The sequence below is a fragment of the Duganella kummerowiae genome (assembly GCF_053572355.1).
The window spans coordinates 1-26,375 of record NZ_JBKFEH010000013.1; the positions used below are offsets into that span (position 1 = coordinate 1).

The 26,375-nt window shown below is 64.3% G+C and carries 31 protein-coding genes and 1 tRNA gene; 4 read left to right on the forward strand and 28 right to left on the reverse strand.

Annotated elements, in window-relative coordinates; genetic code table 11:
- Position 1: 1 nt before the first annotated feature.
- The 24 genes from ACLB1G_RS17890 to ACLB1G_RS18005 form a co-directional block, all read right to left on the reverse strand.
- A tRNA-Gly gene (locus ACLB1G_RS17890) sits at positions 2 to 77 on the reverse strand.
- A gap of 86 nt (positions 78 to 163) precedes the next feature.
- On the reverse strand, positions 164 to 745 hold the full coding sequence (gene pgsA, locus ACLB1G_RS17895; RefSeq protein WP_491628595.1) for a CDP-diacylglycerol--glycerol-3-phosphate 3-phosphatidyltransferase: 582 nt from the start codon (positions 743 to 745) through the stop codon (positions 164 to 166).
- An 84-nt stretch (positions 746 to 829) separates the two neighbouring features.
- A complete protein-coding gene (gene uvrC, locus ACLB1G_RS17900) occupies positions 830 to 2,689 on the reverse strand; it encodes an excinuclease ABC subunit UvrC (protein WP_491628596.1) in 1,860 nt (619 codons plus the stop codon).
- Entirely contained in the window at positions 2,682 to 3,089 is a 408-nt protein-coding gene (gene acpS, locus ACLB1G_RS17905; RefSeq protein ID WP_491628597.1) for a holo-ACP synthase, read from the reverse strand. Before acpS ends, uvrC begins: the two co-directional genes overlap by 8 nt.
- On the reverse strand, positions 3,086 to 3,844 hold the full coding sequence (pdxJ, locus tag ACLB1G_RS17910) for a pyridoxine 5'-phosphate synthase (protein ID WP_491628598.1): 759 nt from the start codon (positions 3,842 to 3,844) through the stop codon (positions 3,086 to 3,088). Before pdxJ ends, acpS begins: the two co-directional genes overlap by 4 nt.
- A gap of 21 nt (positions 3,845 to 3,865) precedes the next feature.
- Positions 3,866 to 4,762 carry a DNA repair protein RecO gene (gene recO, locus ACLB1G_RS17915; RefSeq protein ID WP_491628599.1) on the reverse strand — a complete coding sequence of 299 codons (897 nt, stop codon included), beginning with the start codon at positions 4,760 to 4,762 and terminating at the stop codon, positions 3,866 to 3,868.
- A gap of 16 nt (positions 4,763 to 4,778) precedes the next feature.
- Positions 4,779 to 5,681 (reverse strand): GTPase Era, encoded by a 903-nt coding sequence (gene era, locus ACLB1G_RS17920; protein ID WP_491628600.1) that lies wholly within the window; start codon positions 5,679 to 5,681, stop codon positions 4,779 to 4,781.
- Positions 5,682 to 5,699: 18 nt separating this feature from the next.
- Positions 5,700 to 6,494, reverse strand: coding sequence for a ribonuclease III (gene rnc, locus ACLB1G_RS17925; protein WP_491628601.1), 795 nt, complete (start codon positions 6,492 to 6,494; stop codon positions 5,700 to 5,702).
- Complete coding sequence (locus ACLB1G_RS17930) at positions 6,491 to 6,691, reverse strand: hypothetical protein (RefSeq protein ID WP_491628602.1); 201 nt, start codon at positions 6,689 to 6,691, stop codon at positions 6,491 to 6,493. The genes rnc and ACLB1G_RS17930 overlap by 4 nt, the downstream gene beginning before the upstream one ends.
- A 17-nt stretch (positions 6,692 to 6,708) precedes the next feature.
- Positions 6,709 to 7,626 (reverse strand): signal peptidase I, encoded by a 918-nt coding sequence (gene lepB, locus ACLB1G_RS17935; protein WP_491628603.1) that lies wholly within the window; start codon positions 7,624 to 7,626, stop codon positions 6,709 to 6,711.
- A complete protein-coding gene (gene lepA / locus ACLB1G_RS17940) occupies positions 7,623 to 9,416 on the reverse strand; it encodes a translation elongation factor 4 (RefSeq protein WP_491628604.1) in 1,794 nt (597 codons plus the stop codon). The genes lepB and lepA overlap by 4 nt, the downstream gene beginning before the upstream one ends.
- A gap of 221 nt (positions 9,417 to 9,637) precedes the next feature.
- A complete protein-coding gene (locus tag ACLB1G_RS17945) occupies positions 9,638 to 9,889 on the reverse strand; it encodes a glutaredoxin family protein (protein ID WP_491628605.1) in 252 nt (83 codons plus the stop codon).
- 40 nt (positions 9,890 to 9,929) lie between these two features.
- A complete protein-coding gene (locus tag ACLB1G_RS17950; protein WP_491628606.1) occupies positions 9,930 to 11,405 on the reverse strand; it encodes a DegQ family serine endoprotease in 1,476 nt (491 codons plus the stop codon).
- A gap of 156 nt (positions 11,406 to 11,561) precedes the next feature.
- Positions 11,562 to 11,852, reverse strand: a complete 291-nt coding sequence (locus ACLB1G_RS17955; protein ID WP_491628607.1) for a sigma-E factor negative regulatory protein — start codon at positions 11,850 to 11,852, stop codon at positions 11,562 to 11,564.
- 29 nt (positions 11,853 to 11,881) lie between these two features.
- Positions 11,882 to 12,478 (reverse strand): RNA polymerase sigma factor RpoE, encoded by a 597-nt coding sequence (rpoE, locus tag ACLB1G_RS17960; RefSeq protein WP_491628608.1) that lies wholly within the window; start codon positions 12,476 to 12,478, stop codon positions 11,882 to 11,884.
- A gap of 93 nt (positions 12,479 to 12,571) precedes the next feature.
- On the reverse strand, positions 12,572 to 13,000 hold the full coding sequence (locus tag ACLB1G_RS17965) for a protein YgfX (protein WP_491628609.1): 429 nt from the start codon (positions 12,998 to 13,000) through the stop codon (positions 12,572 to 12,574).
- A gap of 293 nt (positions 13,001 to 13,293) precedes the next feature.
- Positions 13,294 to 14,541, reverse strand: coding sequence for a beta-ketoacyl-ACP synthase II (fabF, locus tag ACLB1G_RS17970; protein ID WP_491628610.1), 1,248 nt, complete (start codon positions 14,539 to 14,541; stop codon positions 13,294 to 13,296).
- A 33-nt stretch (positions 14,542 to 14,574) separates the two neighbouring features.
- Positions 14,575 to 14,814 carry an acyl carrier protein gene (gene acpP / locus ACLB1G_RS17975; protein ID WP_055936274.1) on the reverse strand — a complete coding sequence of 80 codons (240 nt, stop codon included), beginning with the start codon at positions 14,812 to 14,814 and terminating at the stop codon, positions 14,575 to 14,577.
- A gap of 144 nt (positions 14,815 to 14,958) precedes the next feature.
- Positions 14,959 to 15,705, reverse strand: a complete 747-nt coding sequence (fabG, locus tag ACLB1G_RS17980) for a 3-oxoacyl-ACP reductase FabG (RefSeq protein ID WP_491628611.1) — start codon at positions 15,703 to 15,705, stop codon at positions 14,959 to 14,961.
- 64 nt (positions 15,706 to 15,769) lie between these two features.
- On the reverse strand, positions 15,770 to 16,711 hold the full coding sequence (gene fabD / locus ACLB1G_RS17985) for an ACP S-malonyltransferase (protein WP_491628612.1): 942 nt from the start codon (positions 16,709 to 16,711) through the stop codon (positions 15,770 to 15,772).
- A 118-nt stretch (positions 16,712 to 16,829) separates the two neighbouring features.
- Positions 16,830 to 17,816, reverse strand: a complete 987-nt coding sequence (locus ACLB1G_RS17990) for a beta-ketoacyl-ACP synthase III (protein WP_491628613.1) — start codon at positions 17,814 to 17,816, stop codon at positions 16,830 to 16,832.
- Between the two features lie 16 nt (positions 17,817 to 17,832).
- Complete coding sequence (plsX, locus tag ACLB1G_RS17995; RefSeq protein WP_491628614.1) at positions 17,833 to 18,906, reverse strand: phosphate acyltransferase PlsX; 1,074 nt, start codon at positions 18,904 to 18,906, stop codon at positions 17,833 to 17,835.
- Between the two features lie 201 nt (positions 18,907 to 19,107).
- Positions 19,108 to 19,290, reverse strand: a complete 183-nt coding sequence (gene rpmF / locus ACLB1G_RS18000) for a 50S ribosomal protein L32 (protein ID WP_008449924.1) — start codon at positions 19,288 to 19,290, stop codon at positions 19,108 to 19,110.
- Between the two features lie 180 nt (positions 19,291 to 19,470).
- Positions 19,471 to 19,965 carry a YceD family protein gene (locus ACLB1G_RS18005; protein WP_491628615.1) on the reverse strand — a complete coding sequence of 165 codons (495 nt, stop codon included), beginning with the start codon at positions 19,963 to 19,965 and terminating at the stop codon, positions 19,471 to 19,473.
- Positions 19,966 to 20,112: 147 nt separating this feature from the next.
- Between ACLB1G_RS18005 and ACLB1G_RS18010 the strand changes: the two genes are divergently transcribed.
- Both ACLB1G_RS18010 and ACLB1G_RS18015 read left to right on the forward strand, forming a co-directional pair.
- Positions 20,113 to 20,727: a Maf-like protein gene (locus ACLB1G_RS18010; RefSeq protein ID WP_491628616.1), complete on the forward strand. Its 615-nt coding sequence runs from the start codon at positions 20,113 to 20,115 to the stop codon at positions 20,725 to 20,727.
- 10 nt (positions 20,728 to 20,737) lie between these two features.
- Complete coding sequence (locus ACLB1G_RS18015; RefSeq protein WP_491628617.1) at positions 20,738 to 21,475, forward strand: SAM-dependent methyltransferase; 738 nt, start codon at positions 20,738 to 20,740, stop codon at positions 21,473 to 21,475.
- Between the two features lie 9 nt (positions 21,476 to 21,484).
- Here ACLB1G_RS18015 and ACLB1G_RS18020 read toward each other — a convergent pair whose 3' ends face one another.
- The gene (locus ACLB1G_RS18020) at positions 21,485 to 22,750 is read right to left on the reverse strand and encodes an EAL and HDOD domain-containing protein (RefSeq protein ID WP_491628618.1); all 1,266 of its coding nucleotides are present in this window, start codon (positions 22,748 to 22,750) and stop codon (positions 21,485 to 21,487) included.
- 80 nt (positions 22,751 to 22,830) lie between these two features.
- A complete protein-coding gene (locus ACLB1G_RS18025) occupies positions 22,831 to 23,754 on the reverse strand; it encodes a 23S rRNA (adenine(2030)-N(6))-methyltransferase RlmJ (RefSeq protein ID WP_491628619.1) in 924 nt (307 codons plus the stop codon).
- A gap of 177 nt (positions 23,755 to 23,931) precedes the next feature.
- Here ACLB1G_RS18025 and ACLB1G_RS18030 point away from each other — a divergent pair, with 177 nt between their 5' ends.
- Positions 23,932 to 24,189, forward strand: a complete 258-nt coding sequence (locus ACLB1G_RS18030; protein WP_491628620.1) for a hypothetical protein — start codon at positions 23,932 to 23,934, stop codon at positions 24,187 to 24,189.
- Positions 24,186 to 24,419, forward strand: a complete 234-nt coding sequence (locus ACLB1G_RS18035) for a hypothetical protein (protein ID WP_491628621.1) — start codon at positions 24,186 to 24,188, stop codon at positions 24,417 to 24,419. Before ACLB1G_RS18030 ends, ACLB1G_RS18035 begins: the two co-directional genes overlap by 4 nt.
- A gap of 139 nt (positions 24,420 to 24,558) precedes the next feature.
- Here ACLB1G_RS18035 and rraA read toward each other — a convergent pair whose 3' ends face one another.
- Both rraA and ACLB1G_RS18045 read right to left on the reverse strand, forming a co-directional pair.
- A complete protein-coding gene (rraA, locus tag ACLB1G_RS18040; RefSeq protein WP_491628622.1) occupies positions 24,559 to 25,053 on the reverse strand; it encodes a ribonuclease E activity regulator RraA in 495 nt (164 codons plus the stop codon).
- A 57-nt stretch (positions 25,054 to 25,110) separates the two neighbouring features.
- Positions 25,111 to 26,331 carry an MFS transporter gene (locus ACLB1G_RS18045; RefSeq protein WP_491628623.1) on the reverse strand — a complete coding sequence of 407 codons (1,221 nt, stop codon included), beginning with the start codon at positions 26,329 to 26,331 and terminating at the stop codon, positions 25,111 to 25,113.
- Positions 26,332 to 26,375: the final 44 nt, after the last annotated feature.

Here is a 26,375-nt window from a genome sequence, read left to right on the forward strand (position 1 = left end):
CTGGAGCGGGAGAAGAGTCTCGAACTCTCGACCTCAACCTTGGCAAGGTTGCGCTCTACCAACTGAGCTACTCCCGCTTCGTCGTCATCAACAACAGGCCAGCATTATAGAGGTTCTATAGCCGCTGTCAATGGCAAATCGTTGATCGATTTAAAAACCTTGCCTACAGTGTGCCGGCCTTTTCCTTGATCAGCGGCCAGGCCAGGCGCAGGTAGTAGAACATCGACCACACGGTCAGTACGGCGGCCACCACCAGCAGGGCCGAGCCCCACACCTGGGTGTCGATGGCGCCCAGCAGCACGTCGTGGAACAGCAGCAGCGGGATGGCCGTCATCTGGGCCGTGGTCTTGATCTTGCCGAGCGAGCTGACCGCCACCGACTTGGAGGCGCCGATCTGGGCCATCCATTCGCGCAAGGCGGAAATGGCGATCTCGCGCCCGATGATGATGAAGGACAGTACGGCGTTGGCGCGGTCCAGCTGCACCAGCACCAGCAGCGCGCCAGCCACCATCAGCTTGTCGGCCACGGGATCGAGGAAGGCGCCGAAGGCCGAGGTCTGGTTCCAGCGCCGCGCCAGGAAGCCGTCGAACCAGTCGGTCACGGCGGCGATGATGAACACCAGGGTGGCGGCCAGGTTCTGGTCCTGCTGCGGCAGCCACGACACCGGCAGATAGTACACCCCCACCACCAGGGGAATCAGCGCGACGCGCAACCAGGTCAACAGAATCGGTATATTAAAAGGCATAGTTCAGGGGATCGGCGGCCATGAAATCAGGTAATGCGCCGCTAGTCTACCCTGCCGTTGACCTTTTAACCAGCGCACGGCTGATCAATGGAGCTGGCGGTATATTTCTTCGGCTAGCGCGCTGGAGATGCCTTCCACCTGCATCAAGTCTTCCACGCTGGCGTTGACCACGCCGCGCAGGCCGCCAAAGCGCGCCAGCAAGCGCTGGCGGCGCTTGGCGCCTATGCCCTCGATCTCTTCCAGGCGCGAGGTCTGTCGCGTCTTGGCGCGCTTGGCGCGCATGCCGGTGATGGCGAAGCGGTGCGCCTCGTCGCGGATCTGCGCCACCAGCATCAGCGCCGCCGATTCCTTGCCCAGCTCCTGCGCTGGCCTGCCATCGACGAACATCAGGGTCTCCAGGCCGACGCGGCGGCCCTCACCCTTGGCCACGCCGACGATCAAGCTGGTATCCAGCCCCAGTTCCACGAACACCTGGCGCGCCATTTCGATCTGGCCCTTGCCGCCGTCGATCAGCACCACGTCCGGCATCACGCCATCGCCGTTGGCCACCTTCTCGTAGCGCCGCATCAGCACCTGGCGCATGGCGGCGTAGTCGTCGCCGGGCGTGATGTCGTTGATGTTGTAGCGGCGGTATTCGCCGTTCTGCATCTGGTGGTGGTGGAACACCACGCAAGAGGCCTGGGTCGCTTCGCCCTGCGTGTGGCTGATGTCGAAGCATTCCACCCGCAGCGCGTCCAGGTCGTCGCTTTCCAGGTTGAGCGCCTCGGCCAGGGCACGGGTGCGCGAGAGCTGCGAACCCTGCTCGGACAGCAGCCGCGCCAGCGAGATCTCGGCGCCCTTGTGCGCCAGCTCCAGCCACTGGCGGCGCTGGCCCTGCGGCTGGAACACCAGGTTGATGCGGTGGCCGCACTGCTCCTGCAGCGCCACCATCAGGGCCGGCTGGTCGAACTCGATGTTGAGGATCAGGGTGCCCGGAATGAATTTCTCGGTGTAGTGCTGGACCAGGAAGGCGGCCAGCACCTCGACCTCGATCGGGTCTTCCGCGATGGCGGCGGCGTCGCCCACGTGGTTGGGGAAGTAGGCGCGGTCGCCCAGGTGGCGTCCGCCGCGCACCATGGCCAGGTTGACGCAGGCGCGCCCGCCCTGCACCAGCACGGCGATGATGTCGACGTCGGCGTCGCCGCTAATCTCCATGCTTTGCTGGTGCAGCACGCGCGACAGCGACTGGATCTGGTTGCGCACCGCGGCGGCCTGCTCGAACTTGAGTTCGGCCGCGTAGCCGTGCATTTTCTTTTCCAGGTCTTCCAGCACTTCGCTGGTGCGCCCGCGCAGGAAGCGCGCCGCGTTGTCGACATCGACCTGGTAGTCTTCCTTGCTGATCAGGTCCACGCAGGGGCCGCTGCAGCGGCCGATCTGGTTCAGCAGGCAGGGCCGGGTGCGGTTGGCGTACACGCTGTCCTCGCAAGTGCGGATCCGGAACACCTTCTGCAGGATCTGCATGGATTCCTTGACCGCCCAGGAGCTGGGGAAAGGCCCGAAGTACTGGTTCTTCTTGTCCAGCGCGCCCCGGTAATAGACCATGCGCGGCGAGTCGCCGCCCGTGATCTTCAGGTAGGGATAGGACTTATCGTCGCGGAACAGGATGTTGTAGCGCGGCTGCAGGGCCTTGATCAGGTTGTTTTCCAGGATCAGTGCCTCGGCCTCGCTGTGGGTGACGGTGGTCTCCAGGCGCGCGATGCGCTCCACCATCATGGCGATGCGCGGGCTGGCCAGGTTCTTCTGGAAGTAGCTGGAGACGCGCTTTTTCAGGTCGCGCGCCTTGCCTACGTAAAGCACGTTGTCGGCCGCATCGAAATAGCGGTACACGCCCGGCAGGTTGGGCAGCCTGGCCACGGTGGCCAGCACTTGCTCGCGCGGGTCGGGAATGATAGCTTCGTCAGTCACTGCTTGCCTGCCTTTGTTCGACGATGACGAAAGCGACGGCGTAATCCTCCTCGTCGCTGATCGACACCTGCGCCGATAATCCGTGTTGTTCCATGTAGTCCGCCAGGGCGCCGCCGCACACGATGCGCGGCTTGCCGCCCTCCCCGTTCTCCAGCTGCGCCAGGCGCCAGCTCATGGGCGGGCGCAGGCCCAGGCCCAGCGCCTTGGAAAACGCTTCCTTGGCGGCGAAGCGGGTGGCGGCGTAACGCACCCCGCGCTCCGGGTGGCGTGCGCCGCGCGCCAGGTATTCCTCCATCTCGGCCGGCCCCAATATCCGCCGCGCGAAGCGTTCGCCCTGGCGCGCCAGGGCCTGCGCCATGCGCGGGATCTTGCAGATATCGGTGCCTATGCCGTAAATCACTTGGCGCCCAGCCGCGTCGAGACCATGATGGCCTTCATTTCGCGCACGGCGTTTTCCCAGCCCACGAATACGGCGTGGGCCACGATGGCGTGGCCGATGTTCAGTTCCGCGATGTCGGGGATGGCGGCAATCGCCTGCACATTGGTGTAATGCAGGCCGTGGCCTGCGTTGACGACCAGGCCGCGCTCGACGCCGTAGCGCACCCCGGCCTTGATGCGTTCCAGTTCCGCCTGCTGTTCGGCGCCCTCGGTGTCGGCATAGCGGCCGGTGTGCAGCTCGATCACCGGTGCGCCGATCTCGGCGGTGGCGGCGATCTGGCGCTCGTCGGCGTCGATGAACAGGCTGACCCGTATGCCCTCGGCCTGCAGCTGCCTGACGGCGGCCTGCACGGCGTTGAAATGGCCCACCACGTCCAGCCCGCCCTCGGTGGTGATCTCGGTGCGCTTTTCCGGCACCAGGCAAACGTCGGCCGGCTTGATGCGGCAGGCGAAATCGATCATTTCCTGGGTCACGGCCGCTTCCAGGTTCATGCGCGTCTGCAGCTGCGGCGCCAGGGCGATCACGTCGGCGTCCTTGATGTGGCGGCGGTCCTCGCGCAGGTGCAGGGTGATGCTGTCGGCGCCGGCCTGCTCGGCCAGCAGCGCAGCGCGGATAGGGTCAGGATAGGCAGTGCCGCGCGCATTGCGCAGGGTGGCCACGTGGTCGATGTTGACGCCCAGGTCGATGAGGGAACCTACGGGATGCAGAAAGCTCATGGTATATATGGTTTAGCAGGTTTATAACTGCAGCAGATCGATCAGGATCTGGCGCGTGTTGAGCGGTGCGCCGCCCAGGTGGTGGGCCAGCAGGAAGCGCATCAGCTGCTTGCTCTGGGCCTGGGTGGCGCTGTCGCCGTAATCCTCGTTTTCCATGTCCAGCAGGGTCTTGCCGGCCACGCGCGGCCACACGTCGGAAGCCAGCTCGGGCCGCGGGCCGCGCTCGGGGTCGACCACGTACACACCCTCGGCCAGCACCGGCGAGCGCGTTGCCGTGCAGCGCCGCAGGTCGGCTGCCACGCCCGTCTCCTTAAGTAAGGCCCGTTCGAATTTTCGCAAGACGATGGTGGCCGGCTCGCCGTGCGCCAGCTGGTTCAGGGTGGAGACGTAATGGTCGAACAGGGCCGGATGGGCATCGTCACGCGCGAGCAGCTTGACCAGCAGCTCGTTCAGGTAGAAGCCGCACAAGAGCGCGGTCTTCTCCAGCGGCAGCATGCCGCCCACCCATTCGGCGTCGGTCAGCGTGCGCAGCTCGGCCTTGCCTACCCAGCTGGAGGACAGCGGCTGGAAAGTCTGCAGCACGCCGCGCAGGGCCGAGTGCGGCCGCTTGGCGCCCTTGGCGATCAGGGCCACGCGGCCATAGTCGCGCGTGAACAGATCGATGATGAGGCTGGTTTCCTTGTAGGGATAGCTGTGCAGTACGAAGGCCGGCTGTCCCGCCACCTTGGTGCCCACGGTGCGCTCACGCGCCGGGGCGCGGGCGCGCCTGGAAGCCGCCTCGGCGCGGGCCGGCGCGGCGGCCCCAGCCTGCAGGCGGGCTGATGCTGCCGGCTCAGCGGGCGCAGTCTCAGCGGGCGCAGTCTCAACATGGGCCGGCTCGGCGGGCGCCGTCGGCGCGTCTGGCATGAGGCTGGACATGCGCTGCGCCTGCGCCTTACTCGTAGCCGTAGGCGCGCAGACCGGCTTCGTTGTCGGCCCAGCCGGATTTGACCTTGACCCAGATTTCCAGGTACACCGGGCCGCCGAACAGCTTTTCCATGTCGATCCGGGCCTGGGTCGAGATATCCTTCAAGCGCGCTCCCTTGTTACCGATCACCATGGACTTGTGGCCGTCGCGCTCCACCAGAATGGCGGCGAACACGCGGCGCAGATTGCCCTCCTGCTCGAACTTTTCGATCAGCACCGTGCTGGTGTAGGGCAGCTCGTCGCCGACGAAGCGGAACAGCTTTTCACGCACGATCTCGGAGGCGAGGAACTTCTCGCTGCGGTCGGTGATGTCGTCCGGGCCGAAGATGGCCTCGTTTTCGGGCAGGAAGTTCTTGATCTCGCGCTCCAGGCCGTCCAGCTGGAAGCGCAGCTTGGCCGACACCGGCACAATGGCGGCGAAGTCGCGTTTGGCGGCCACCTGCTGGACGAAGGGCAGCAGCACCGCCTTGTCCTTGGCGCGGTCGGACTTGTTCACCACCAGTATCACCGGCACTTCGGTGGGCAGCAAGTCCAGCACCTGCTGGTCGGCCGGGCCGAAGGTGCCGGCCTCGATCACGAACAGGATCACGTCCGACGAGATCAGGGTGTTGGTGACAGTCTTGTTCAGGGTGTTGTTGAGCGCATTGGCGTGGCGCGTCTGGAAGCCCGGCGTGTCCACGTAGATGAACTGCGCATCCTCCACGGTCTGGATGCCCGTGATGCGGTGGCGCGTGGTCTGCGCCTTGCGCGAGGTGATACTGACCTTGGCGCCGATCAAGGCGTTCATCAGGGTCGATTTGCCCACGTTGGGGCGGCCAACGATGGCGATATAGCCACAACGGAAATTGGCGGGTGTGGGTGCGGTGGTCATGGCGGTCCTGCAGCGTGTTTATCGTTTCGCCAGCTTGGCGGGTTCGTCGTCCGGGACATCGCTCTGGTTGGTGGCGATGCCGGCCAGCTTGAGCTGGGCCGCGCGCGGACGGGGCTTGCGGCCGGCCGCCGGGGTCTTTTGCAATGCTTGCTCGGCCGCATCCAGCGCCAGGCGGGCGGCGGCCTGTTCGCCGGCGCGGCGGCTGCCGCCACGGCCGTAGACCTGTATGCCCAGCTTGGGCACCAGGCACTCGATCTCGAATTCCTGGCTGTGGGCGGCGCCCAGGGTGGCCACCACATTGTACTGCGGCAGCGAAATCTTGCGGCTCTGCAGGTATTCCTGCAGCAGGGTCTTGGCATCCTTGCCCAGGGTCTGGGGATCGACCGAATCCAGGATGGGAATGTAGAACGAGCGTATGGTGGCGCTGGCGCGGTCGAAGCCGCCATCGAGGAAGATCGCGCCCAGCAGCGCCTCCAGGGTGTCGGCCAGGATGGAGGGACGGCGGAAGCCGCCCGATTTCAGCTCGCCCTCGCCCAGGCGCAGGAATTGCGACAGCTCCAGCTTCTGGGCGATCTCGAACAGCGACTGCTGCTTGACCAAGTTGGCGCGCAGGCGCGACAAATCGCCCTCGTCGATGTTGAGGAAGCGCTCGTACAGGATGGAGGCCACCACGCAGTTCAGCACGGAGTCGCCCAGGAATTCCAGCCGCTCGTTATGCGCACCGCTGTGGCTACGGTGCGTCAGGGCCTGCTGCAGCAAGCCAGCATCCTGGAACGTGTAGCCTAAGCGGGTTTGCAATAACTGTAGATTCATGGGTTTGTACTTGTCTTTACTTGTGGTTCTTGGGCGGTGCTGCCCGAGTATTCCAGCAGCAGGCTGGCCGGCCCGGCCAGCGGAATTTTCTTTTTGTAGGCGAAACTGACTTCCGTTACGCCGTTGTCCTTGCTGAACACAATGCCCGCGTGCCGCCCGCCCGCGTGCCGCCCGCCCGCGTGCCGCCCGATATACATGTTAGCCCCTTTGCCGCTCAGTGTATGCCGCCTATGCGGCGCAGGTTGCCGAGGTTCATCCATACGAAGAAGGCCTTGCCGACGATATTCTTGTCGGGCACAAAGCCCCAGTAGCGGCTGTCCGCGCTGTTGTCGCGGTTGTCGCCCATCATAAAGTAGTTACCCGCAGGCACCACGCAAGTGAAACCTTCGTACTTGTAGGTGCAGGCGTCATTGTGCGGGAACTGGCGCACGTCGGCCAGGTTGAGGGTGGGCGCGGCCTCGTTGTTGAGGATCTTGTGCGCCACGCCGGTCAGGTTTTCCGTGTACTGCTTGTTGTAGACCAGGTGTTCCTCATCCAGGTAGTCGTCCAGCGGCGTGTACTGCACTTCCTTGCCGTTCACCGTCAGGCGCTTGTTCTCGTAGGTGATCTTATCACCGGGAACGCCGATTACGCGCTTGATGTAGTCCTGCGACATGTCCAGCGGGTACTTGAACACCATCACGTCGCCGCGCTGCGGGTCGTTGATCTGGATGATTTTCTTGTTAATCACCGGCAAGCGGATGCCATAGGTAAACTTGTTCACCAGTATCAGGTCGCCCACCAGCAGGGTCGGCACCATGGACGAGGATGGGATCTTGAATGGCTCGTAGAGGAAGGAGCGCAGGAAGAACACCAGGGCGATCACGGGGAAGAAGCTGCCCGAATACTCGATCCAGGTCGGCTGGCGCAGCAGCGCCGCCTCGATGCTGGCGCGGCTGGAGCCGCTGTCGGCCTTGATGCCGTCGGCGGTCAGCCTGGCGTGGCGGGCGTCGTAGTCGGCCAGGGCGCGGTCGGCGGCGGCGCGGCGCTGCTTGGCCAGGTAGAACACGTCCAGGCACCAGATCACGCCCGTGACCACCATCAGCACGAACAGGATTAAAGCGAAATTACCCAAGATCACTTGCAGATTCATTTCTCTTCCACTTGTAAGATTGCCAGGAACGCCTCTTGCGGGATCTCCACCGAGCCCACCTGCTTCATGCGTTTTTTACCTGCTTTTTGCTTTTCCAGCAGCTTCTTCTTACGGCTGACGTCGCCGCCATAGCACTTGGCCAGCACATTCTTGCGCAGCGCCTTGACGTTCTCGCGCGAAATCACGTTCACGCCGATGGCGGCCTGGATGGCCACGTCGAACATCTGGCGCGGGATCAGCTCGCGCATCTTGGCCGCCACCTGGCGCCCGCGGTACTGGCTGTTGGAGCGGTGCACGATGATGGCCAGCGCGTCCACCTTCTCGCCGTTGATCAGCATGTCCACTTTCACCACGTCGGACGGGCGGTATTCCTTGAACTCGTAGTCCATGGAGGCGTAGCCGCGCGAGGTGGATTTCAGCTTGTCGAAGAAGTCCAGCACGATCTCGCCCATCGGCATTTCGTACACCAGCTTGACCTGGCGGCCGTGGTAGCTCATGTCCATCTGCACGCCGCGCTTGCCGATACAGAGCGTGATGACCGAGCCCACGTATTCCTGCGGCATGTACAGGTTGACAGTGACGATGGGCTCGCGGATCTCGTTGATCTTGGTGGTGTCCGGCATGCGCGAGGGGTTGTCCACCTTGATCACGGAACCGTCGCGCAGCTCGACCTCGTACACCACGGTGGGCGCGGTGGTGATCAGGTCCATGTCGAATTCGCGCTCCAGGCGCTCCTGCACGATTTCCATGTGCAGCAGGCCCAGGAAGCCGCAGCGGAAGCCGAAGCCCAGCGCCTGCGACACTTCCGGCTCGTACATCAGGGCGGCGTCGTTCAGCTTGAGCTTTTCCAGCGAGTCGCGCAGGGCGTCGTACTGGTTGGCTTCGACCGGGAACAGGCCGGCAAACACCTGCGGCTGCACTTCCTTGAAGCCGGGCAGCGGCGCCGGCGCCGGATGGCTGGCCAGGGTGATGGTATCGCCCACCTTGGCGGCCTTCAGTTCCTTGATGCCGGCGATCACGAAGCCCACCTGGCCGGCCGTCAACTGCGGCAGCGAGACCGAGCGCGGCGAGAAGATCCCGATGTCTTCCACCAACTGCACCGAATCGGTGGCCATCAGCTTGATCTTGTCCTTGGGTTTCAAGGTGCCGTTGACCACGCGCACCAGCATCACCACGCCCACATAGGCGTCGTACCAGGAGTCGATGATCAGGGCCTGCAGCGGGGCATTGGCGTCACCCTTGGGCGCCGGCACCTTGGCGATAATGGATTCCAGCACGTCTTCCACGCCCAGGCCGGTCTTGGCCGAGCAGTGCACGGCGTCGCCGGCCTCGATGCCGATCACGTCCTCGATCTCGGCAATGGCGGTCGGCGGGTCGGCGTTGGGCAAGTCGATCTTGTTGAGCACCGGCACCACTTCCACGCCCAGGTCGAGCGCGGTATAGCAGTTGGCCACGGTCTGGGCTTCCACGCCCTGCGAGGCGTCCACCACCAGCAGCGCGCCTTCGCAGGCCGACAGCGAACGCGACACTTCGTACGAGAAGTCCACGTGGCCCGGGGTGTCGATCAGGTTCAGGTTGTACACCTCGCCGTTGCGCGCCTTGTACTGCAGGGCCGCGGTCTGGGCCTTGATGGTGATGCCGCGCTCGCGCTCCAGGTCCATGGAATCGAGCACCTGCGCCTCCATCTCGCGCTCGGACAGGCCGCCGCACAGCTGGATGATGCGGTCGGCCAGGGTCGATTTGCCGTGGTCGATGTGGGCGATGATGGAGAAATTGCGTATGTTGTTCATTAAAATTCAGACGGATAAGGACGACGGGCGTAAGCGGTCAGCGTGGACAGCGCGGCGGCGCAACACAAAAAAAGCGCTCCGAGCGGGGCCGGTGGCCCTGGCGAGCGCCTTGCTGACTGTCGGATTACGCAATACGGAAGCTGTTCCAGATAGCCATTTTACCGGATTTCAGAGTGGAAATCCCGGTTTATGACATGCCGGGCGGGCTGAATATGCAGGAGTTAATCTTTATTTAAGGCCAAGGCCGCCCTGACCTTGTCTTCATCGAGGAAATAATGGCACAGCTCGGGCTGGTCCAGGCTGGCGTACAGGACCGGCACCAGCTCGTCGTAGCGCTCCACCAGGGCCGGATCGGCGTCCACGTCGATCACGTCCACCGTGAACGGGCGTTCCGGAGTGCGCAGGCGCAGCAGCGCCTCCAGCATGTCCTGGCATAAATGGCAATAACTGCGCGAGTAGAGGGTGAAATGCATGCGTATGCCGGGGAAGGCATGGCCCTCCCCGGCCTGCCTCTTACTTGGTGCTGGGGCGCAGGTAGATGAACTGGGCCACGTCGCCGCGCCGCACCAGCACCACGGCCGGCTTCCGGGCGTCGAGCTTGGCCACGGCCGCATTGAACTGCTTGGCGTCCTTGAGCTCGATATTGTTCAGCTGCAGCAGCACATCGCCTTCCTGCAGGCCCGCGCGCTCGGCTGCGCCCTCGGTGGCGGTAACCATCACGCCGCCGTCCAGGCCCAGCTGGCGTTTCTGGGCAGCCGTCAGGTCGGCTACCTTGAAGCCCAGGGCGTTGGCCTTGCCCGGTGCGGGCTGGGCCTGGTCGTCATCCTTGTCCTTGCCCTTGCCCTTGGCTGCCGCTTTCTCGCCGTCCAGGTCAGCCACATCGACCTGCAGGTCGATGGAGGCGCCCTTGCGCCACACCGTCACAGTGGCTTTCTTGTCCAGCGGGGCGGCGCCGACGGCGCGCGGCAGGTCGCTGCGGCGCGTGATCGGGGTGCCGTTGAATTTCAGGATGATGTCGCCCGGCTTGATGCCGGCCTTGTCGGCGGGGCCGCCCGGCTCCACCAGCGACACGCTGGCGCCCTGGGCAGTCTTCAGGCCCAGCGATTCCGCCACTTCCTTGGTGACGTCGCCGATCTGCACGCCGATGCGGCCACGGGTGACCTTGCCGGACTTCTTGATCTGCTCGATGACACGCATGGCCTCGTCGATGGGCACGGCAAAGGAAATACCGTTATAGCCGCCGGACAGGGTGGCAATCTGCGAATTGATGCCGATCACCTCGCCCCGCATATTGATCAGCGGGCCACCGGAGTTGCCGGGGTTGACCGCCACGTCGCTCTGGATCAGCGGCAGGTATTCGCCGGTGTCGCGCGACTTGGCCGAGATGATGCCGGCCGTGACCGTGTTTTCCAGGTTGAACGGCGAGCCGATGGCGATCACCCATTCGCCGGCGCGGATCTTGTCGGAATCACCCAGCACCACGGTGGGCAGCTTGTCGCCCTCGATCTTGATCAGGGCGACGTCGGTGCGCGGGTCGGTGCCCAGCACCTTGGCCTTGAATTCGCGCTTGTCGGTCAGGGTCACGTAGACCTCGTCGGCGCCCTCCACCACGTGGGCGTTGGTCATGACGTAGCCGTCGGCCGAGATGATGAAGCCGGAGCCGACGCCGCGGTCGACCTGCTCGTCGTTATCCGGCTGCTGCTGCGGCGGCTGCTGGCGGCGCTGGCCGCGCGGCGCGTTCGGGGTCGGCATGTTACCGCCGAAGAAGCGGTTGAAGAATTCCTGCATGTCGTCCGGGCTCATGCCATTCATGCCGCGCTGGCGCTGCCTGAGGCGCTCGGTGGTGCGGATGTTGACGACAGCCGGGCCGGCCTTGTCGACCAGCTCGGTAAAATCGGGCAAGCCGGCCACGGCCGAGGTGGACGCGGCATGGGCCTGCGGCGCCAGCCCCAGCACGGCGGGGGCAAACAAGACACCGGCGCTGACCATCAGCGCGGAAAGAGTTTTACTGCCAGCGAGGATATTATTTTTCATGGGAAGTATCTGTCTCGGTCAAGTTCAGTTCTGTCGCCGCATGCGCCAGCGGCACGCAAGGCTAGCACATGGTAAGCGAAATCGGCGTTGCCGCCTACACAAGTTGAACCGTCAGGGCAGATTTTCAAGGGCATGGGCGGCGCCGGGCGCGGCGTTTTGCTGCTCCGGGCGCAGCGGCGGTTCGTCCGCCAGGCGGCGCGCCAGCCGCTCCGCCATGGCCGCCGATGGCTGCACGGCCGCCACTCCGGCCCGCAGCGCCTCACCCACCAGGTGATAGGCGCGCCAGGCGGCCTGCCCTTCGGGCGTGGCCAGCGCCGCCAGCGCCAGCTCGCGCTCATCCTCCGGCAGGGCCCCATCGGCCAGGGCGGATATATAGTTGTGCAGTCGATTCGAGGTATCCATCACGTTTCCCAGCCATCAGCGCTCCCACCTTACCACCGCTTGTCGCCCGGAATGTCGAGCAGCGGTCTTAATTTTTCTGCGATCACCTCGCGCGCCCGGAAGATGCGGCTGCGGACAGTGCCGATGGGACAGGCCATGATGTCGGAAATTTCCTCGTATGTCAGCCCTTCGATCTCGCGCAGCGCGATTGCGGTGCGCAAGTCCACCGGCAGCGCGTCCATGGCCGCGTTCACGGTCTGGGCGATCTGCTTGCTGGCCAGCATGGATTCCGGCGTATTGATGTCGCGTAGCTGCTCGCCATCGCCATAGCCCTCTGCCTGCTCCTCGGCGTCGGCCACCGCCACCCGCCGGCCCTGGTTGGCCAGGGCGTTCTTGGCGGTGTTGATGCCGATGCGGTACAGCCAGGTGTAGAAAGCCGAATCGCCACGGAAGTGGCGCAGCGCGCGGTAGGCCTTGATAAAGGTTTCCTGCACCACGTCCTCGGCTTCCGCCGTATCGTTGACGATGCGCGTCAGCAGGCGCATCAGCCGGCGCTGATACTTGGATACCAGCAAATCAAACGCCTGCTTGTCACCCGCCTGGACCCGCTCGACCAGCACCTGGTCGCACTCACGTTCGGTAGTCACGCCCGATATCCTCGGTGGCCTGCAACGCGAGCCTCCAGCAATACGCTATAGAGTTATTCCGCTGCAAGAAGTTCATCATTCGTGGAGACGGGGCTAGCGCGACGGCGCGGCGCCGCGCGCGGCCAGCGCACGGCAAGCCAGCGACAGCGCCCGGAATTCCTCCGGCGTCACGCTATCCGGCGCCACGGCCAGCAGCACGGTCCGGCCGTCAGCCTGCGCCACGCGCAGCAGCAACAGCCAGGGCCAGAGGGTAGAGCCGCCCAGCAGGCTTGCTGCCTGGGCCGGCTCATACCCAATCTGCTGGTATACCGCCAGCCCCAACTGCCCGACACCTGAAATGTCAATGCGCAGCGCAGTTGCGCGGCGCCCCATCAGCCATCCCGCCACGGCGGCCGCCAGCGGCAGCAGGCCCCACCAGTGCGCGCAGCAAGGCGCGGACATGCCCAGCGCCAGGCAGAACCAGGCCTGCAGGCGACGCATACCCGCCGAGGGGCGAACAATGGCAGAGACCGCAATCGACATGGCGATGGCCGGCTACCGGACGGAGTCCACAACGAAAAAAGGGGAACACTATGGAAGCGCCGGTTCGAAAACCGGGGGGATTGGTGCCGGCGAATGCCGGCACCGAATCAACGCTCACCCTGTTTGGACAGGGCGGGCAGAGCAAAGTTCACAGGCTGTGTACTTTTTTTTGAAGCGGTTTCAGGGCCGATTCAAAAGAGCGTGGCGAGGCGCGGTGCCGAAGACAGTGCGCCTGCACGGCGAGGCGCCCCGGCCTTGGCCCGCAACGACGCCACGGTCTTTTTAAGCGGCCCTTAGATTTTACCGATCACCAGGCTGCCGTTGGTCCCACCGAAGCCGAAGGAGTTCTTCACGGCGTAATCGATCTTCATCTCGCGCGCCACGTTGGCGCAGAAGTCCAGGTCGCAGGCGGGGTCCTGGTTGAAGATGTTGATGGTCGGCGGCGACACCTGGTGGTGCACGGCCAGCACGGTAAATACGGCTTCCAGGCCGCCGGCGCCGCCCAGTAGGTGGCCGGTCATGGACTTGGTCGAGTTCACCACCAGCTTCTTGGCGTGCTCGCCAAAGGTACGCTTGATGCCGGTCACTTCCGCCACGTCGCCCAGCGGCGTGGAGGTGCCGTGCGCGTTCAGGTACTGCACCTGGTCGGCGTTGATGCCGGCATAGGACAGCGCCGACATCACGGCCTTGCTGCCGCCGCTGCCATCTTCCAGCGGCGAGGTCATGTGGTAGGCGTCGGCGCTCATGCCAAAGCCCAGCAGCTCGGCGTAGATCTTGGCGCCGCGCGCCTTGGCGTGCTCGTATTCTTCCAGCACCATGACGCCGGCGCCCTCGCCCAGCACGAAACCGTCGCGGTCCTGGTCCCAGGGACGGGACGCGGTGGCCGGATCGTCGTTGCGGGTGGACAGCGCGCGGGCCGAGGCGAAACCGCCCAGGCCCAGCGGCGACACGGTGGATTCGGCGCCGCCGGCCACCATGATGTCGGCGTCGCCGTATTCGATCAGGCGGGCCGCCGCGCCTATGCTGTGCAGGCCGGTGGTGCAGGCCGTCACGATGGACAGGTTGGGGCCGCGCATGCCGTACTTGATGGACAGGTTGCCCGAGATCATATTGATGATGGAGGCGGGCACGAAGAACGGCGAAATGCGGCGCGGGCCGCGCTTGTCGTAGTCTTCCTTCTGTTCCTCGATCATCGGCAGGCCGCCGATGCCCGAGCCGATGATCACGCCGATGCGGTCGGCGTTCTCTTCGGTGACGACCAGACCCGAGTCCTGGACCGCCTGTATGCCGGCTGCCATGCCGAAATGGATGAAGGTATCCATGTGGCGGGCTTCCTTGCCGGGGATGTAATCCTCGATATTGAAGCCCTTCACCTCGCCGGCGAAGTGAGTGCTGAACGGCTGCGCATCAAACTTGGTGATGTTGGCGATCCCGGACTTGCCCTCGACGATGGCGCTCCACGCATCGGCAACAGTATTGCCGACGGGCGTTACGCAGCCGAGGCCGGTAATCACAACACGACGGTTTTTATTACGGCTCAAGCGATTCTCCTGGAGTGGATCGGAATGTCCGGCTTAGGCCTTGACGTGGGCGGTCGCGTAGTCGATCGCTTGCTGCACGGTGGTGATTTTTTCGGCTTGTTCGTCAGGGATTTCCATTTCGAACTCGTCTTCCAGGGCCATCACCAGCTCCACGGTGTCCAGCGAGTCGGCGCCCAGGTCGTCCACGAAAGACGATTCGGTCTTGATGTCCGCTTCGGCCACGCCCAGTTGCTCAGCGACGATTTTCTTAACGCGTTGTTCGATATCCGACATGTTATGGCTCCATTATGTTTGTTACGGAAAGCGCGCATTTTATCAGGTTTGCGCACTGAAAAACTAATTTCGGTGTCTGCTGCTAATTGTGCCGAAATCGCTCTTAAAACGATGCGTACGGGCATTATTCATGCCCGAAACCCATCAATTCATGTACATGCCGCCATTCACGTGCAGGGTGGTGCCCGTGATGTAGGCGGCCTGCGGCGAGGCCAGGAAGGCCACCGCCGCGGCGATGTCCTCCGGCGTGCCGAGGCGCGCCAGCGGAATCTGGGTCAGCAGGGCGGCGTGCTGCTCCTCGCCCAGCGCCTTGGTCATGTCGGTATCGATGAAGCCGGGCGCCACGCTGTTGACGGTGATGTTGCGGCTGCCGATTTCACGCGCCAGCGCGCGCGTCATGCCTTCCACGCCAGCCTTGGCGGCGGCGTAGTTGATCTGGCCCGGGTTGCCGGACGAGGCCACCACCGAGGTGATGTTGATGATGCGGCCGCCCTTGGCCTTCATCATGCCGCGCAGCACGGCGCGCGACAGCCGGCCCACCGAGTTCAGGTTGGTGGCGATCACGTTGTCCCACTCCTCGTCCTTCATGCGCATGGCCAGCTGGTCCTGGGTGATGCCGGCGTTGTTGACCAGGATGGATACGGCGCCCTCGGCCTTGGCGATGGCGTCGATAATGGCGGCGCAGGCCGGCGCATCGGTCACGTTCAGCACGGCGCCGCGGCCGGCTTCGGGGCCGATCTCGGCCAGGTAGGCCGAAATGGCTTGCGCGCCGGCTTCGGTGGTGGCGGTGCCGATCACGCGCGCGCCCTGGCGCGCCAGTTCCTGTGCGATGGCCTTGCCGATGCCGCGCGATGCGCCCGTGACCAGGGCGACTTGATGTGCGAGTGTCATGTGCTTCCTTGCTGAATTTAATCTATGTTCTGGTCTGGTTAAGATAGTGCGCGACGGGCGCGCATTATTTGAGCGAGGTCAAAATACGGTCCAGGGAGGCCTGGTCGAACACGGCGTCACCCACCAGCACCGGATCGATGCGCTTGGCCAGGCCCATCAGCACCTTGCCGGGGCCGCACTCGACCACCTGGGTGACGCCGGCGGCGGCCACCTTCTGCATGGTTTCCACCCAGCGCACCGGGCTGGCGGCCTGGCGCACCAGGGCGTCCTTGATGGCGGCTGGGTCGCTCACCACAGCCACGTCGACGTTGTTGATCAGCTCGATTTGGGGAGCGGAGAACTGCAGGCCCTCCATGTAGTCGCGCAGGCGGTCCGAGGCCGGCTTCAACAGCGAGGAGTGGAATGGGGCCGACACCGGCAGTTTCATGGCGCGCTTGGCGCCCTTGGCCTTGGCCAGCTCACAGGCGCGCTCGACTGCCGCCGTATGGCCGGCAATCACCACCTGGGCCGGGGCGTTGAAGTTCACGGCCTCCACCACTTGGGATGCATCGTCGGCCACCGCTTCGGTGCAGGCCGCGCGCACGTCGCCATCCGACAGGCCCAGCACCACGGCCATGGCGCCCTGCCCCACCGGCACGGCTTCCTGCATGGCCTGGGCGCGGAAGCGCACCAGGGGCACGGCATCCTTGAAGGCGATCACGCCGGCCGCCACCAGGGCCGAGTATTCGCCCAGGCTGTGGCCGGCCACCACGGACGGAACCGGACCGCCGGCGGCGATCCAGGCACGGTAGGCCGCCACGCCGGCGGTCAGCATCACGGGCTGGGTGTTGGTGGTCAGGTCCAGGTCTTCCTTGGGGCCTTCGGCCATCAGCTTGCCCAGGTCCACGCCCAGGGCTTCCGACGCCTCGGCGACGGTTTGCTGCACTACCGGGTTGCCGGCAAAGCCGTCCAGCATGCCGATGGCCTGCGAACCCTGGCCGGGGAATACAAATGCGAATTTGGTCATCTCGTTATCCGTTTATCTTGATGGCACAGCAAACTAGCACGCCATCATGACGCTTGCGCTACAGATGGCGGCAACTTGCGGGCCGTTAGAATTCTAATTCTAAATGCAATGCAAAAAACTACATGCGCACCAGGACCGCGCCCCAGGTGAAGCCGCCGCCCACGCCTTCCATCATGACGTTGTGGCCGGGCTTGATGCGGCCGTCGCGCACGGCGATGTCCAGCGCCAGTGGAATCGAGGCTGCCGAGGTGTTGCCGTGCTGGTCCACCGTCACCACCATCTTTTCCGTGGGCAGGCCCAGCTTTTTGGCGGTGCTGTTCATGATGCGGATATTGGCCTGGTGCGGCACCAGCCAGTCCAGCTGCCCGGCCGGCATGCCGGCCTGGTCCAGCGCTTCATGCGCGACCTTTTCCAGCACCGACACGGCCAGCTTGAACACGGCCGGGCCATCCATGTACAGGTAGGCTTCGCCGGCAATGGCGCCCTGGTCCACGGCGGCCGGGCCGCGCAGGATGTCGGCATGGCGGCCGTCGGCGTGCAGCTTGGTGGCCAGCACGCCCGGCTCGTCCGAGGCGCTCAGCACGATGGCGCCGGCGCCGTCGCCGAACAACACGCAGGTGCTGCGGTCGTTGAAATCGAGGATGCGCGAGAAGGCTTCCGCGCCTATCACCAGCACATTGCGGTGGGCGCCGGACTTGATGAAGGCGTCGGCGGTGGAGACGGCGTAGACGAAGCCGCTGCACACGGCCTGTACGTCCAGCGCGGCGCTGTTGTTGCTCATGCCCAGCTTGCTCTGCACGATGCAGGCGGTGCTGGGGAAGCTGCCGAAGAAGTCGGGGGTGGAGCTGGCCACGATGATCAGGTCGATATCGTCCGGGCGCATGCCGGCCATGTCCAGCGCCTGGCGCGCGGCGTGCACGGCCAGGTCCGAGGTCTTTTCATCGGCGGCGGCGTAGTGGCGCGCCGCGATGCCGCTGCGGGTGCTGATCCATTCGTCGGACGTCTCTATGCCCTTGGCAGCCAGCTGGTCCGTCAAGTCCTGGTTGGTGACCCGCCGGGCCGGCAGGTAGCTGCCAGTGCCTTTAATTTTGCTGTACAAAGTCATGCCGTTCCACCATCCACTAAATAGTTGAGCTTGTAGTTGAGCTTGGTATTACCGGGGTTTCCGTGTCGCGCGGCATCAGTTCGGCAATCATGCTCGACAGATTCGCCAACACGTCGTTTTTAGCAGCATCATACGCCCGCCGGATGGCCCACTCGTAGGAATAGGCGTCGGCGCTGCCGTGGCTCTTGAACACCAGGCCGCGCAGCCCCAGCAGGCTGGCGCCGTTGTAGCGCGAGGGATTGAGCTTGGACCGGATGGCCTTCAAGGCGCCCATGCCGACCAGCGCGCTGAGCTTGGTCACCACGCTGCGCGTGAACTCGGCGCGCATGGTGTCGGCAAAGAAGCGCGCCACACCCTCCACCGCCTTCAGGGTCACGTTGCCGACGAAGCCGTCGCATACCACCACATCGGTGGTGCCCTTGAAGATATCGTTGCCCTCCACGTTGCCGTGGTAATTGAGGGCGCCGCGTTCCTTGTCGGCCTGCAGCAGCTTGGCGGTCAGCTTGACCACTTCGTTGCCCTTGATATCTTCGGTGCCCACGTTCAGCAGGCCGATGGTGGGGCGGGCGATGCCTTCCATGGCGGTGACCAGCACCGAGCCCATGATGGCGAACTGGTGCAAATGGTGCGGTTCGCAATCGACATTCGCGCCCAGGTCCAGCATGTAGGTGGGGCCGCCCTTCTGGTTGGGCATGATGCTGCAGATGGCCGGACGGTCGACGCCGGCCATGGTTTTCAGCACGTAGCGGGCCACGGCCATCAGCGCGCCGGTATTGCCGGCCGAAACGCAGGCCTGGGCCTTGCCATCCTTGACCTGCTCGATGGCCACACGCATCGAGGAATCCTTCTTGCGGCGCAGCGCCACCTCCAGCGGATCGTCCATGGTCACCTGCTCCGAAGCGTGCAGCACGCTGATGCGGGGGTGGTTTTCGCCGTGGTGCTTCTTCAACTCGGCGTGGATGACATCCTGCAGACCGACCAGGATGAGTTCGGCGTCGGACTCGCGTTTGACAAAGGAGAGGGCTGCGGGGATGGTGACCGAGGGGCCGTGATCTCCGCCCATGCAGTCGATGGAAATTTTGATTGTCATTGTTTGGATTCAGTACCACGCCCGCCCTTCCGGGGCCGGTTGCGGCAAGTTGCTGACCTTATGGCAGGCCGGCGCGATTCAACATGACGGTGTGCAAAGAGTTTGCAGCCGATGATATTTACAACAGACGACAAAGAAAAAGCGGCGCCACGCCGGTATGGGACGTTGCACCGCTTTCATCTTAGCCTGTAAGAGCGTCGATTACTCGTCGTTCTTGGTTTTCAGGACTTTGCGGCCACGGTAGAAGCCGTTGGGGCTGATGTGGTGACGCAGGTGGGTTTCACCGGTGGTCGGCTCGATGCCCAGTTGCGGAGCAACCAGGAAGTCGTGCGAACGGTGCATACCGCGCTTCGAAGGGGACTTTTTATTCTGTTGAACGGCCATGTTAATGACTCCTAATACACAAGTTCTAAAATTTTAACACATTCGACTGGCAAAATACATGCGAATCGAGTATCCCTGCGGCAAAACTTCTACCGCATCGCTAACTACTCTTTGCTACCACGATGTCATACTCGATTACTGCACGCGTTTGACACGTTTTCTTTACAACAAACAAATACGTCAGGATTTGAGGCCCTTGAGGGCGTCGAAGGGCGAGACTTTCTCGCTTTTGGCCTTGTCCAGCAGGCTGTTGTCCGGGCAGACCTCGTGCTTGGCCGTGTGCGGCAGGGCCAGCAGGGCCTCGTCCTCGACCAGGTCCATGATATCCATGCTGCGGGTGCCGACAATCACGTCGATGCTCTCGTCGTCTATGATCTCTTCGATCTCGTCCGCGTCATCGTCATCCTTGCCCAGCATCAGCAGGGTGGACGAATCGATCTGGTATTCGAACGGGCTCAGGCAACGCTGGCACACCAGCTTGACGGGACCGGACACGGTCAGGCGCATTTGCGGGTAACCCTGCTTGCTGCTGCCGCCCTCCACTTTCCAGGCGATCTCGCCCGAGGTGTCGGCACAGTCCCTAGCCAGGCGGAGCATCTCCGCCACGGGCGTCACACCTGCGCGGATGCCGTTGCTGCGACAAAATTCAAACGCGTCGATCACAAAAGCACTCATTACAGATGTTCCCCGGAAAACCTGCGATAATAGCAGGGTTTTCGCTGCGCAGTCAAAGTCCTGGCGATTTTTCGCCCACTTTCGTCTTTGCCGCCACGTTTTTGCTCGGCGACACAGCATATAACATTTCTTCCAGACTAGCCAGAGATGACCGAAAGTTTACCCGCCTCTTCCACTGCGCCGCGCCTGGTGCTGGCCTCCAGCTCCGCCTACCGCAAGGAATTATTGTCGCGTCTACAACTCCCCTTTGACGTGTGCGTGCCCGCTATCGATGAAAGCCCGCAGCCGGGCGAGTCGCCGGACGCCACCGCCCTGCGCCTGGCGCGCGAGAAAGCAGCCGCCGCGGCCGTGCGACTGCCGGGCAGCATCGTGATCGGTTCCGACCAGGTCGCCACCCTGGACGGCCAGCAGATCGGCAAACCCGGCACCCACGCAAACGCCCTGGCCCAGCTGCAAAAGATGCGCGGGCGCCAGGTGGTGTTCCACACCGCCCTGTGCGTGTGGGATGGCCGCAGCGCCAGCGCCCAGGTGGAGAACGTGCCCACCCTGGTCACCTTCCGCGACCTGCCGGACGCCGAACTGGACGCCTACCTGCGCATCGAGCAGCCCTACGACTGCGCCGGCAGCGCCAAGAACGAGGGGCTGGGCATCGCCCTCCTGCAACGCATACAATCGGACGACCCGACCGCCCTCACCGGCCTGCCCCTGATCGCCCTGACCGGCATGCTGCGCCGCCTGGGCGTGGCCTTCTTCAACACCTGAACACGAACACATGAGCGGCACCCTTTACCTGATACCGAACACCCTGGGCCAGACCGGCGCCCTGTCCTCCATCATTCCCGAGCAGGTGCAAGCCCTGACCGCGCGCCTCGATTACTTCGTGGCCGAGAACGCCAAGACCACGCGCGCCTACCTCAAGCAGCTGGGCGCCACGCATCCGCTGGGCAAGGCGCTGCAGGAAATCCGTATCGAGGAACTAAATGTGAACACCCCGGCCGCCGCCCTGGACGGCCTGCTGGCGCCGCTACTGGCGGGCCAGGACGCGGGATTGATATCCGAAGCGGGCGTGCCGGCCGTGGCCGATCCCGGCGCCAACCTGGTGCGGCTGGCGCACCAGCGCGGCATCACCGTGCGGCCGCTGGTGGGGCCGTCCTCGCTGCTGCTGGCCGTGATGGCGAGCGGCCTGAACGGCCAGAGCTTCGCCTTCAACGGCTACCTGCCCACCGACGCCGGCCAGCGCGCCAAACGCATCGCCGAGCTGGAGCAGCGCTCGCGCAAGGAAAAGCAGACCCAGCTGTTCATCGAGACACCCTACCGCAACGCGGCCATGCTGGAAGCGCTGGCGAACGCGTGCGCCGGTCCCACCCTGATCTGCGTGGCGACCGACCTCAGCCTGGATAGCGAAACCATCGCCACCCGGAGCGCGGCGCAATGGAAGGCCCAGCTGGGCGCCGGTAAGGGCCCGGACTTCCATAAGAAGCCGACCGTGTTCCTGCTGCTGGGCCAATAGTCCGCAAAATTACTGTATCCCGTACGCGTACTCACGCACCCACTCGAACGCTTCCAGCTGGATCGCGTACAGCTCGGACGGCGACAGGTTCAGCTCATGCAGCATGCGCGCCACCGACGGGCCTTCGGCGCTCATCTCGGTCTGCTCGATCAGGCTCAGCATGCCGCCATAATCGCCGCGCCGCTCAAGCAAGGCTTCGCGCACCTCGTCCAGCACATTGACGCTGTCCAGCAAGTCGCTCATGGCAATGGAAAACAGCGCATCCATCAGTGACATCACGCCCACCGTGAAGCCGATGTCGGCGGCGGTGCGCTGGCCGGGGCGCAGCTTTTCCACCATCAGCTCGACGATCTTGCCGCGCGTGGTGGCCATCTGCAGCAGCGGCGAGGTGAATTCCTGGGCCTGGCCGGTCTTCACGTACAGCAGGATCTGCAGCCAGCGCCGCAGCTGGCGCCGGCCCAGCACCACCAGCGCGTGGCCGACCGAATTGATGCGGTAGCGCGCCCCCACGGCCGGCGTGTTCACCAGCCGCAGCAGGTTCAGGGTGATCAGGGCGTCGTGCTTGACGCTGCGCTCGATCTCGCGGCTGTCGGCATCGGTGTCCAGCAAGTCCAGCAGGCGCAGGATGCTGAGCTGGGACGGGGTGATTTTCTTGCCGCTCAGGATGGCGGGCCGGGCAAAGTAATAGCCCTGGAAGTATTCAAAGCCCAGCTTCATGCACTGCTGGAATTCTTCCAGCGTTTCCACCTTTTCCGCCAGCAGCTTCTGGCGCGGATTCTTCAGCGCCCGCGCCAGCGCTTCCAGCTGGTCCGGCGCCATGTCGCGGATATCGACCTTGATGATGTCGCACAAGGCCTGCAGCTGGCGCACTTCCTCGGAATCGGCCACCACGTCGTCCAGCGCGAACTTGAAGCCGGCCTGCTTGAGCTCACGCACGCGCTCCAGCACTGCGGGCGTGGCGCGCACGCTCTCCAGGATTTCCAGGATCACCTTATCGTTGGGCAGGAAGCGGATGAAATCGCTCATCAGGCCCACCTCGTCCACGTTGACGAAGGCCAGCTGGTCGCCCACCACCTGTCCCATGCCCAGCTGGGACGCGTGGGCAATCACCGTGGCCGTGGCTTCGGCGCCGTCGGCGACATCGGCAACTGTGGATTCCGCGGCGTCGCGGTACAGCAGTTCATAGGCGAACAGGCGCTGGCTGCGGTTGAGGATGGGCTGCCGGGCCAAAAAGAAACGGTCCGGCATCGGCACTGAAGATTGCGGCAGGGTCATCCATCACCTCCGGTCTGTTATAAGACTTAACTATAAGCCTATACCTTCAGTGATGACTGAACAATATTTTCTGAATCGAATCAGGCCTTGCGGGCTCCAGTGTTGCGCCCAGCAGTCGTCTGCTTGCCCGATTCAAGGATGTAGCGCGCGCCCTTGTCCTTGCCCAGCACTTTGACGAGGTAGGGCATGACTTCCTTGAGCATGGGTTCCAGCGTGTACGGCGGGTTGATGATGAACATGCCGCTGCTGTGCAGGCCGAAGCCGTCCGGCATGGGCGTGTGGGTGGTCAGCACCACGTTCAGCCACTCGACGCCGGGCAGTTGCTTGAGCTTGTCCGTGAACTGGCGCGACTCGACCCGCTGCAGCAGCGGGTACCAGACCGCGTAGGTGCCGGCCGGAAAGCGGCCCAGGGCCTCGGCCAGCACATCCTTGACCTTGCGGTAATCCTGCTTGTCCTCGTAGGGCGGGTCAATCAGCACCAGGGCCCGGCGCGAGGGCGGCGGCAGCAGGGCCTTGAGCGACTGGAAGCCGTCGCCCTTGGTGATCAGCACGCGCTTGCCGCGCACGGTGGGACGGATGCCCTGGGCGGCGGCGTGCTCCTCCAGCTTGCGGAAATTATCAGCCAGCAGCTTGGCGTCGGCCGGATGCAGCTCGAACAGGCGCAGGCGGTCCTGCTCGCGCGCCACCTGGTCGGCGCAGTACGGCGAGCCGGGGTAGTAACGCATCTTGCCGCTGGGATTCATGGCGCGCACCAGGTCCACGTACTCCTTCAGCGGCGCCGGCAGGTCGTCACGGTCCCACAGCTTGGCGATGCCGGTTTCATACTCCGCGTTCTTGGAAGCGTAGCTGCCGTCCAGGGCGTAGACGCCGGCGCCGGAATGGGTATCGATATAGCTGTAGGCAGTGTCCTTCTGGTTCAGGTACTGCATCAGCTGGATGGCCACGAAATGCTTCAAAACATCGGCGTGATTGCCCGCGTGGAAGGCGTGGCGGTAACTCAACATACAGGGTGTCCTTTCGGGGAATACAAGCTCCATTATCCCTCAGAAAGCGCAGGCCGCCAAAAACCCGGCCCCGGCGCTGCAATATCGAATAGATCAAACCGTGCCCAATAACGGGGCATAAGATGACTTTCAGCCTGGCGGCCACCGCCGTCCGGCTTACTTTCTTTGGAGGACATCATGGCTTTTAACAACGTAGGGCCGCTGACCTTTTTGGCGCAGGGACAGACGGCTTTCTGGAGCTACACCTACGGCGACGACCATGGCACGCAGTTCGCCACGGCCGACGTCAAGACCCCCAACCTCGGCGCCGTGCATGTGGCGGACGAACAGGGCAAGCGCAAGGACAACAATGGCGTGGCGACCTACTCGGTACAAATCCACAACCGGGGTTTCGGCGCCGCCTTCCACAACCTGCAAGGTGGAGGCCTGGCATGAAAATGACCATCATTACTGACGCCCAGGGCAAGCTGCTGGGCGCCGTCCAGGGCCACTCCCTGAGCGACAAGCAAGGCGGCGTGGAAGTCAGCGTGACTTTCGCTCCCGGCCATCAAACCCACCAGCTGGAAGTCGACGACGACCTGGCCGTCATCACGGACGCCGCCAGCTTCCAGCAGCGCCTGCAGCAGCACCTGGCGCAGCACCTGGCCAAGCAGGCCACGCCGTAGACGCAAAAGCCGCGGCACCGTCGCGGCCTGCAACGTCGCTGCCGCGCCTGCGGCAGCCCATGCCGAAGCTGTGTCCATGCGGCTTCGGCATCATGTTTCGGCATCACTTACGTGGCGCCACATCAGCGCCCGCGCGGCATCAAGCCAGCTTCTGCTGCGCCACCAGGATGCCGTCGGCATCCGCATAAATCCAGTCGCCCGGCTGCACCGGCACGCCGGCTATGTGGACCCGCAGGTTGCGCTCGCCCGCGCCCTTCTTGGCGCTTTTCTGCGGATGCGTGCCCAGCGCGCACACGCCGATCTCGCAGCTCTCGATTTCCTCGCTGTCGCGGATGCAGCCATCGACAATGATGCCGGCCCAGCCATTGTCCTGCGCCAGCAAGCCCAGCTGGCCGCCCACCAGCGCCCGCCGCAGGCTGCCGCCGCCGTCTATCACCAGCACATGGCCGTCACCCGGGGTCTCCAGGGTGGCGCGCACCAGGGCGTTGTCCTCATGGACTTTCAGGGTGGTGACGCGGCCGGAGAATTTGACCCGCTTGCCGTAATGGCGAAACACGGGCGGCAGCACGGCCAGGCGGCCATCCTCCAGCAGGTTGGCGTTGTCGTCGCACAGGTCGGTAGTGGCAAAGTTCATGGTGGTCTCGCGCTCAGTCCAAGGGTGGATCCATTGTAGCGCCGCCGACCGGCTCCGTCAGGCCCGCTGCACCAGCGCAGCCTCGCGGCTGCCGCTGCGCACCCCGGCGGTGGTGACGATCACCAGCGCCTGGAACACGGCTATGCAGATGAACACCCAGGCCGGGCGCTGGGCGTCCATCAGCATGCCGAACAGGATGGGCCCCAGGGCCAGGCCGCTGTCCAGGCCCGAATACACCACGCCAAACACACGGCCGGTGGCGTTGGCCGGGGCGGCAGCCCGTATCATCAGGTCGCGCGAAGGGCCGGCGATGCCGGTCACCAGGCCGATCAAGCCCATCAGCGCGATGGCCATCCAGGCCGGCACCACGGCCGCCGCCAGCACCAGTGCCAGCACGGCGGCCGCCGCGAAGGCGGCCACGATGGTGCGCTCATGGCGGCGCGAGCCGGCGCCGACAAAGCCGCCGTAGAGCATGCCCAGCGCCGAGCAACCCATGTAGGCCGTATAGGCCGTGGTAGCCCAGGCCAGCGACATGCCGTACAGCGCCACCAGGCTGGTGGCGGCAAAGGTCTGGATGCCGGCCAGGGCCACGGCGGAAATCAGGAAGAAGGCAAAGCACATCCACACCACCCGCAAACGCAGGAAATCGAAGGAACCTGCGGCCTTGGCCGCGCCCGGCGCGGGCGCCACGGCGGGCGCATCCAGCGGACGCAGCGCATAGCGGTTGGCCACCAGCAGCACCAGCACGGCGGCCGGCAACAGGGCTACATACAGCAGCGCCATGCGCCAGCCGGCACCGGCCGCCACGTGGGTGAGGAACAGCGGCGACAGCGCCCAGCCGATATTGCCGCTGATGCCATGCACGGAAAAACCGTGCGCCAGCCGCGCCTTGGACACCCGCTGGTTGAGCAAGGTGTAGTCGGCCGGGTGGAACACGCTGTTGCCGCAGCCGGCCAAGAAGGAGCCCAGCAGCAGCTGCACATAGGTTTGCGCGCTGGACAGCACAACGGCCGATACGCCCAGCAGGGCGATGCCGCCGCACAGCACCACGCGTGCGCCCAGGCGGTCCACCACGAAGCCGGCCATGGCCTGGCCCACGCCGGAAACGGCAAAGAACACCGTCATCAGCACGCCAAGCTCGGCATAGCTGAGGTGGAATTCCGGCTTGAGCCAGGGAATCAGGGCGGCCAGGATCACGTGATAGAAGTGCGAGGTGCCGTGCGCCAGGCCGACCAGGCCGATCACGCGGGCGTCCTGTTTGAAGACAGAGGGCGTCATTGCTGCTCCAGGAAACGTAAAAACATAGTGTAGACAATCCGGTC

Bases quoted from the DNA above. Each gene is read 5' to 3' on its own strand.
- pdxJ (WP_491628598.1), bottom strand. From the start codon at position 3,844: ATGAGCTTTCTGCATCCCGTAGGTTCCCTCATCGACCTGGGCGTCAAC.
- ACLB1G_RS18005 (WP_491628615.1), bottom strand. From the start codon at position 19,965: ATGAGTGCTTTTGTGATCGACGCGTTTGAATTTTGTCGCAGCAACGGC.
- ACLB1G_RS17990 (WP_491628613.1), bottom strand. From the start codon at position 17,816: ATGACTTTGTACAGCAAAATTAAAGGCACTGGCAGCTACCTGCCGGCC.
- ACLB1G_RS18025 (WP_491628619.1), bottom strand. From the start codon at position 23,754: ATGTTGAGTTACCGCCACGCCTTCCACGCGGGCAATCACGCCGATGTT.
- rnc (WP_491628601.1), bottom strand. From the start codon at position 6,494: ATGAATCTACAGTTATTGCAAACCCGCTTAGGCTACACGTTCCAGGAT.
- ACLB1G_RS17945 (WP_491628605.1), bottom strand. From the start codon at position 9,889: ATGCATTTCACCCTCTACTCGCGCAGTTATTGCCATTTATGCCAGGAC.
- fabD (WP_491628612.1), bottom strand. From the start codon at position 16,711: ATGACCAAATTCGCATTTGTATTCCCCGGCCAGGGTTCGCAGGCCATC.
- ACLB1G_RS17930 (WP_491628602.1), bottom strand. From the start codon at position 6,691: ATGTATATCGGGCGGCACGCGGGCGGGCGGCACGCGGGCGGGCGGCAC.
- era (WP_491628600.1), bottom strand. From the start codon at position 5,681: ATGACCACCGCACCCACACCCGCCAATTTCCGTTGTGGCTATATCGCC.
- lepB (WP_491628603.1), bottom strand. From the start codon at position 7,626: ATGAATCTGCAAGTGATCTTGGGTAATTTCGCTTTAATCCTGTTCGTG.
- ACLB1G_RS18010 (WP_491628616.1), top strand. From the start codon at position 20,113: ATGACCGAAAGTTTACCCGCCTCTTCCACTGCGCCGCGCCTGGTGCTG.
- rpmF (WP_008449924.1), bottom strand. From the start codon at position 19,290: ATGGCCGTTCAACAGAATAAAAAGTCCCCTTCGAAGCGCGGTATGCAC.
- ACLB1G_RS17950 (WP_491628606.1), bottom strand. From the start codon at position 11,405: ATGGTCAGCGCCGGTGTCTTGTTTGCCCCCGCCGTGCTGGGGCTGGCG.
- ACLB1G_RS18030 (WP_491628620.1), top strand. From the start codon at position 23,932: ATGGCTTTTAACAACGTAGGGCCGCTGACCTTTTTGGCGCAGGGACAG.
- rraA (WP_491628622.1), bottom strand. From the start codon at position 25,053: ATGAACTTTGCCACTACCGACCTGTGCGACGACAACGCCAACCTGCTG.
- recO (WP_491628599.1), bottom strand. From the start codon at position 4,762: ATGTCCAGCCTCATGCCAGACGCGCCGACGGCGCCCGCCGAGCCGGCC.
- ACLB1G_RS17955 (WP_491628607.1), bottom strand. From the start codon at position 11,852: ATGGATACCTCGAATCGACTGCACAACTATATATCCGCCCTGGCCGAT.
- ACLB1G_RS18035 (WP_491628621.1), top strand. From the start codon at position 24,186: ATGAAAATGACCATCATTACTGACGCCCAGGGCAAGCTGCTGGGCGCC.
- fabG (WP_491628611.1), bottom strand. From the start codon at position 15,705: ATGACACTCGCACATCAAGTCGCCCTGGTCACGGGCGCATCGCGCGGC.
- acpP (WP_055936274.1), bottom strand. From the start codon at position 14,814: ATGTCGGATATCGAACAACGCGTTAAGAAAATCGTCGCTGAGCAACTG.
- pgsA (WP_491628595.1), bottom strand. From the start codon at position 745: ATGCCTTTTAATATACCGATTCTGTTGACCTGGTTGCGCGTCGCGCTG.
- ACLB1G_RS17965 (WP_491628609.1), bottom strand. From the start codon at position 13,000: ATGTCGATTGCGGTCTCTGCCATTGTTCGCCCCTCGGCGGGTATGCGT.
- ACLB1G_RS18020 (WP_491628618.1), bottom strand. From the start codon at position 22,750: ATGACCCTGCCGCAATCTTCAGTGCCGATGCCGGACCGTTTCTTTTTG.
- ACLB1G_RS18045 (WP_491628623.1), bottom strand. From the start codon at position 26,331: ATGACGCCCTCTGTCTTCAAACAGGACGCCCGCGTGATCGGCCTGGTC.
- lepA (WP_491628604.1), bottom strand. From the start codon at position 9,416: ATGAACAACATACGCAATTTCTCCATCATCGCCCACATCGACCACGGC.
- plsX (WP_491628614.1), bottom strand. From the start codon at position 18,906: ATGACAATCAAAATTTCCATCGACTGCATGGGCGGAGATCACGGCCCC.
- ACLB1G_RS18015 (WP_491628617.1), top strand. From the start codon at position 20,738: ATGAGCGGCACCCTTTACCTGATACCGAACACCCTGGGCCAGACCGGC.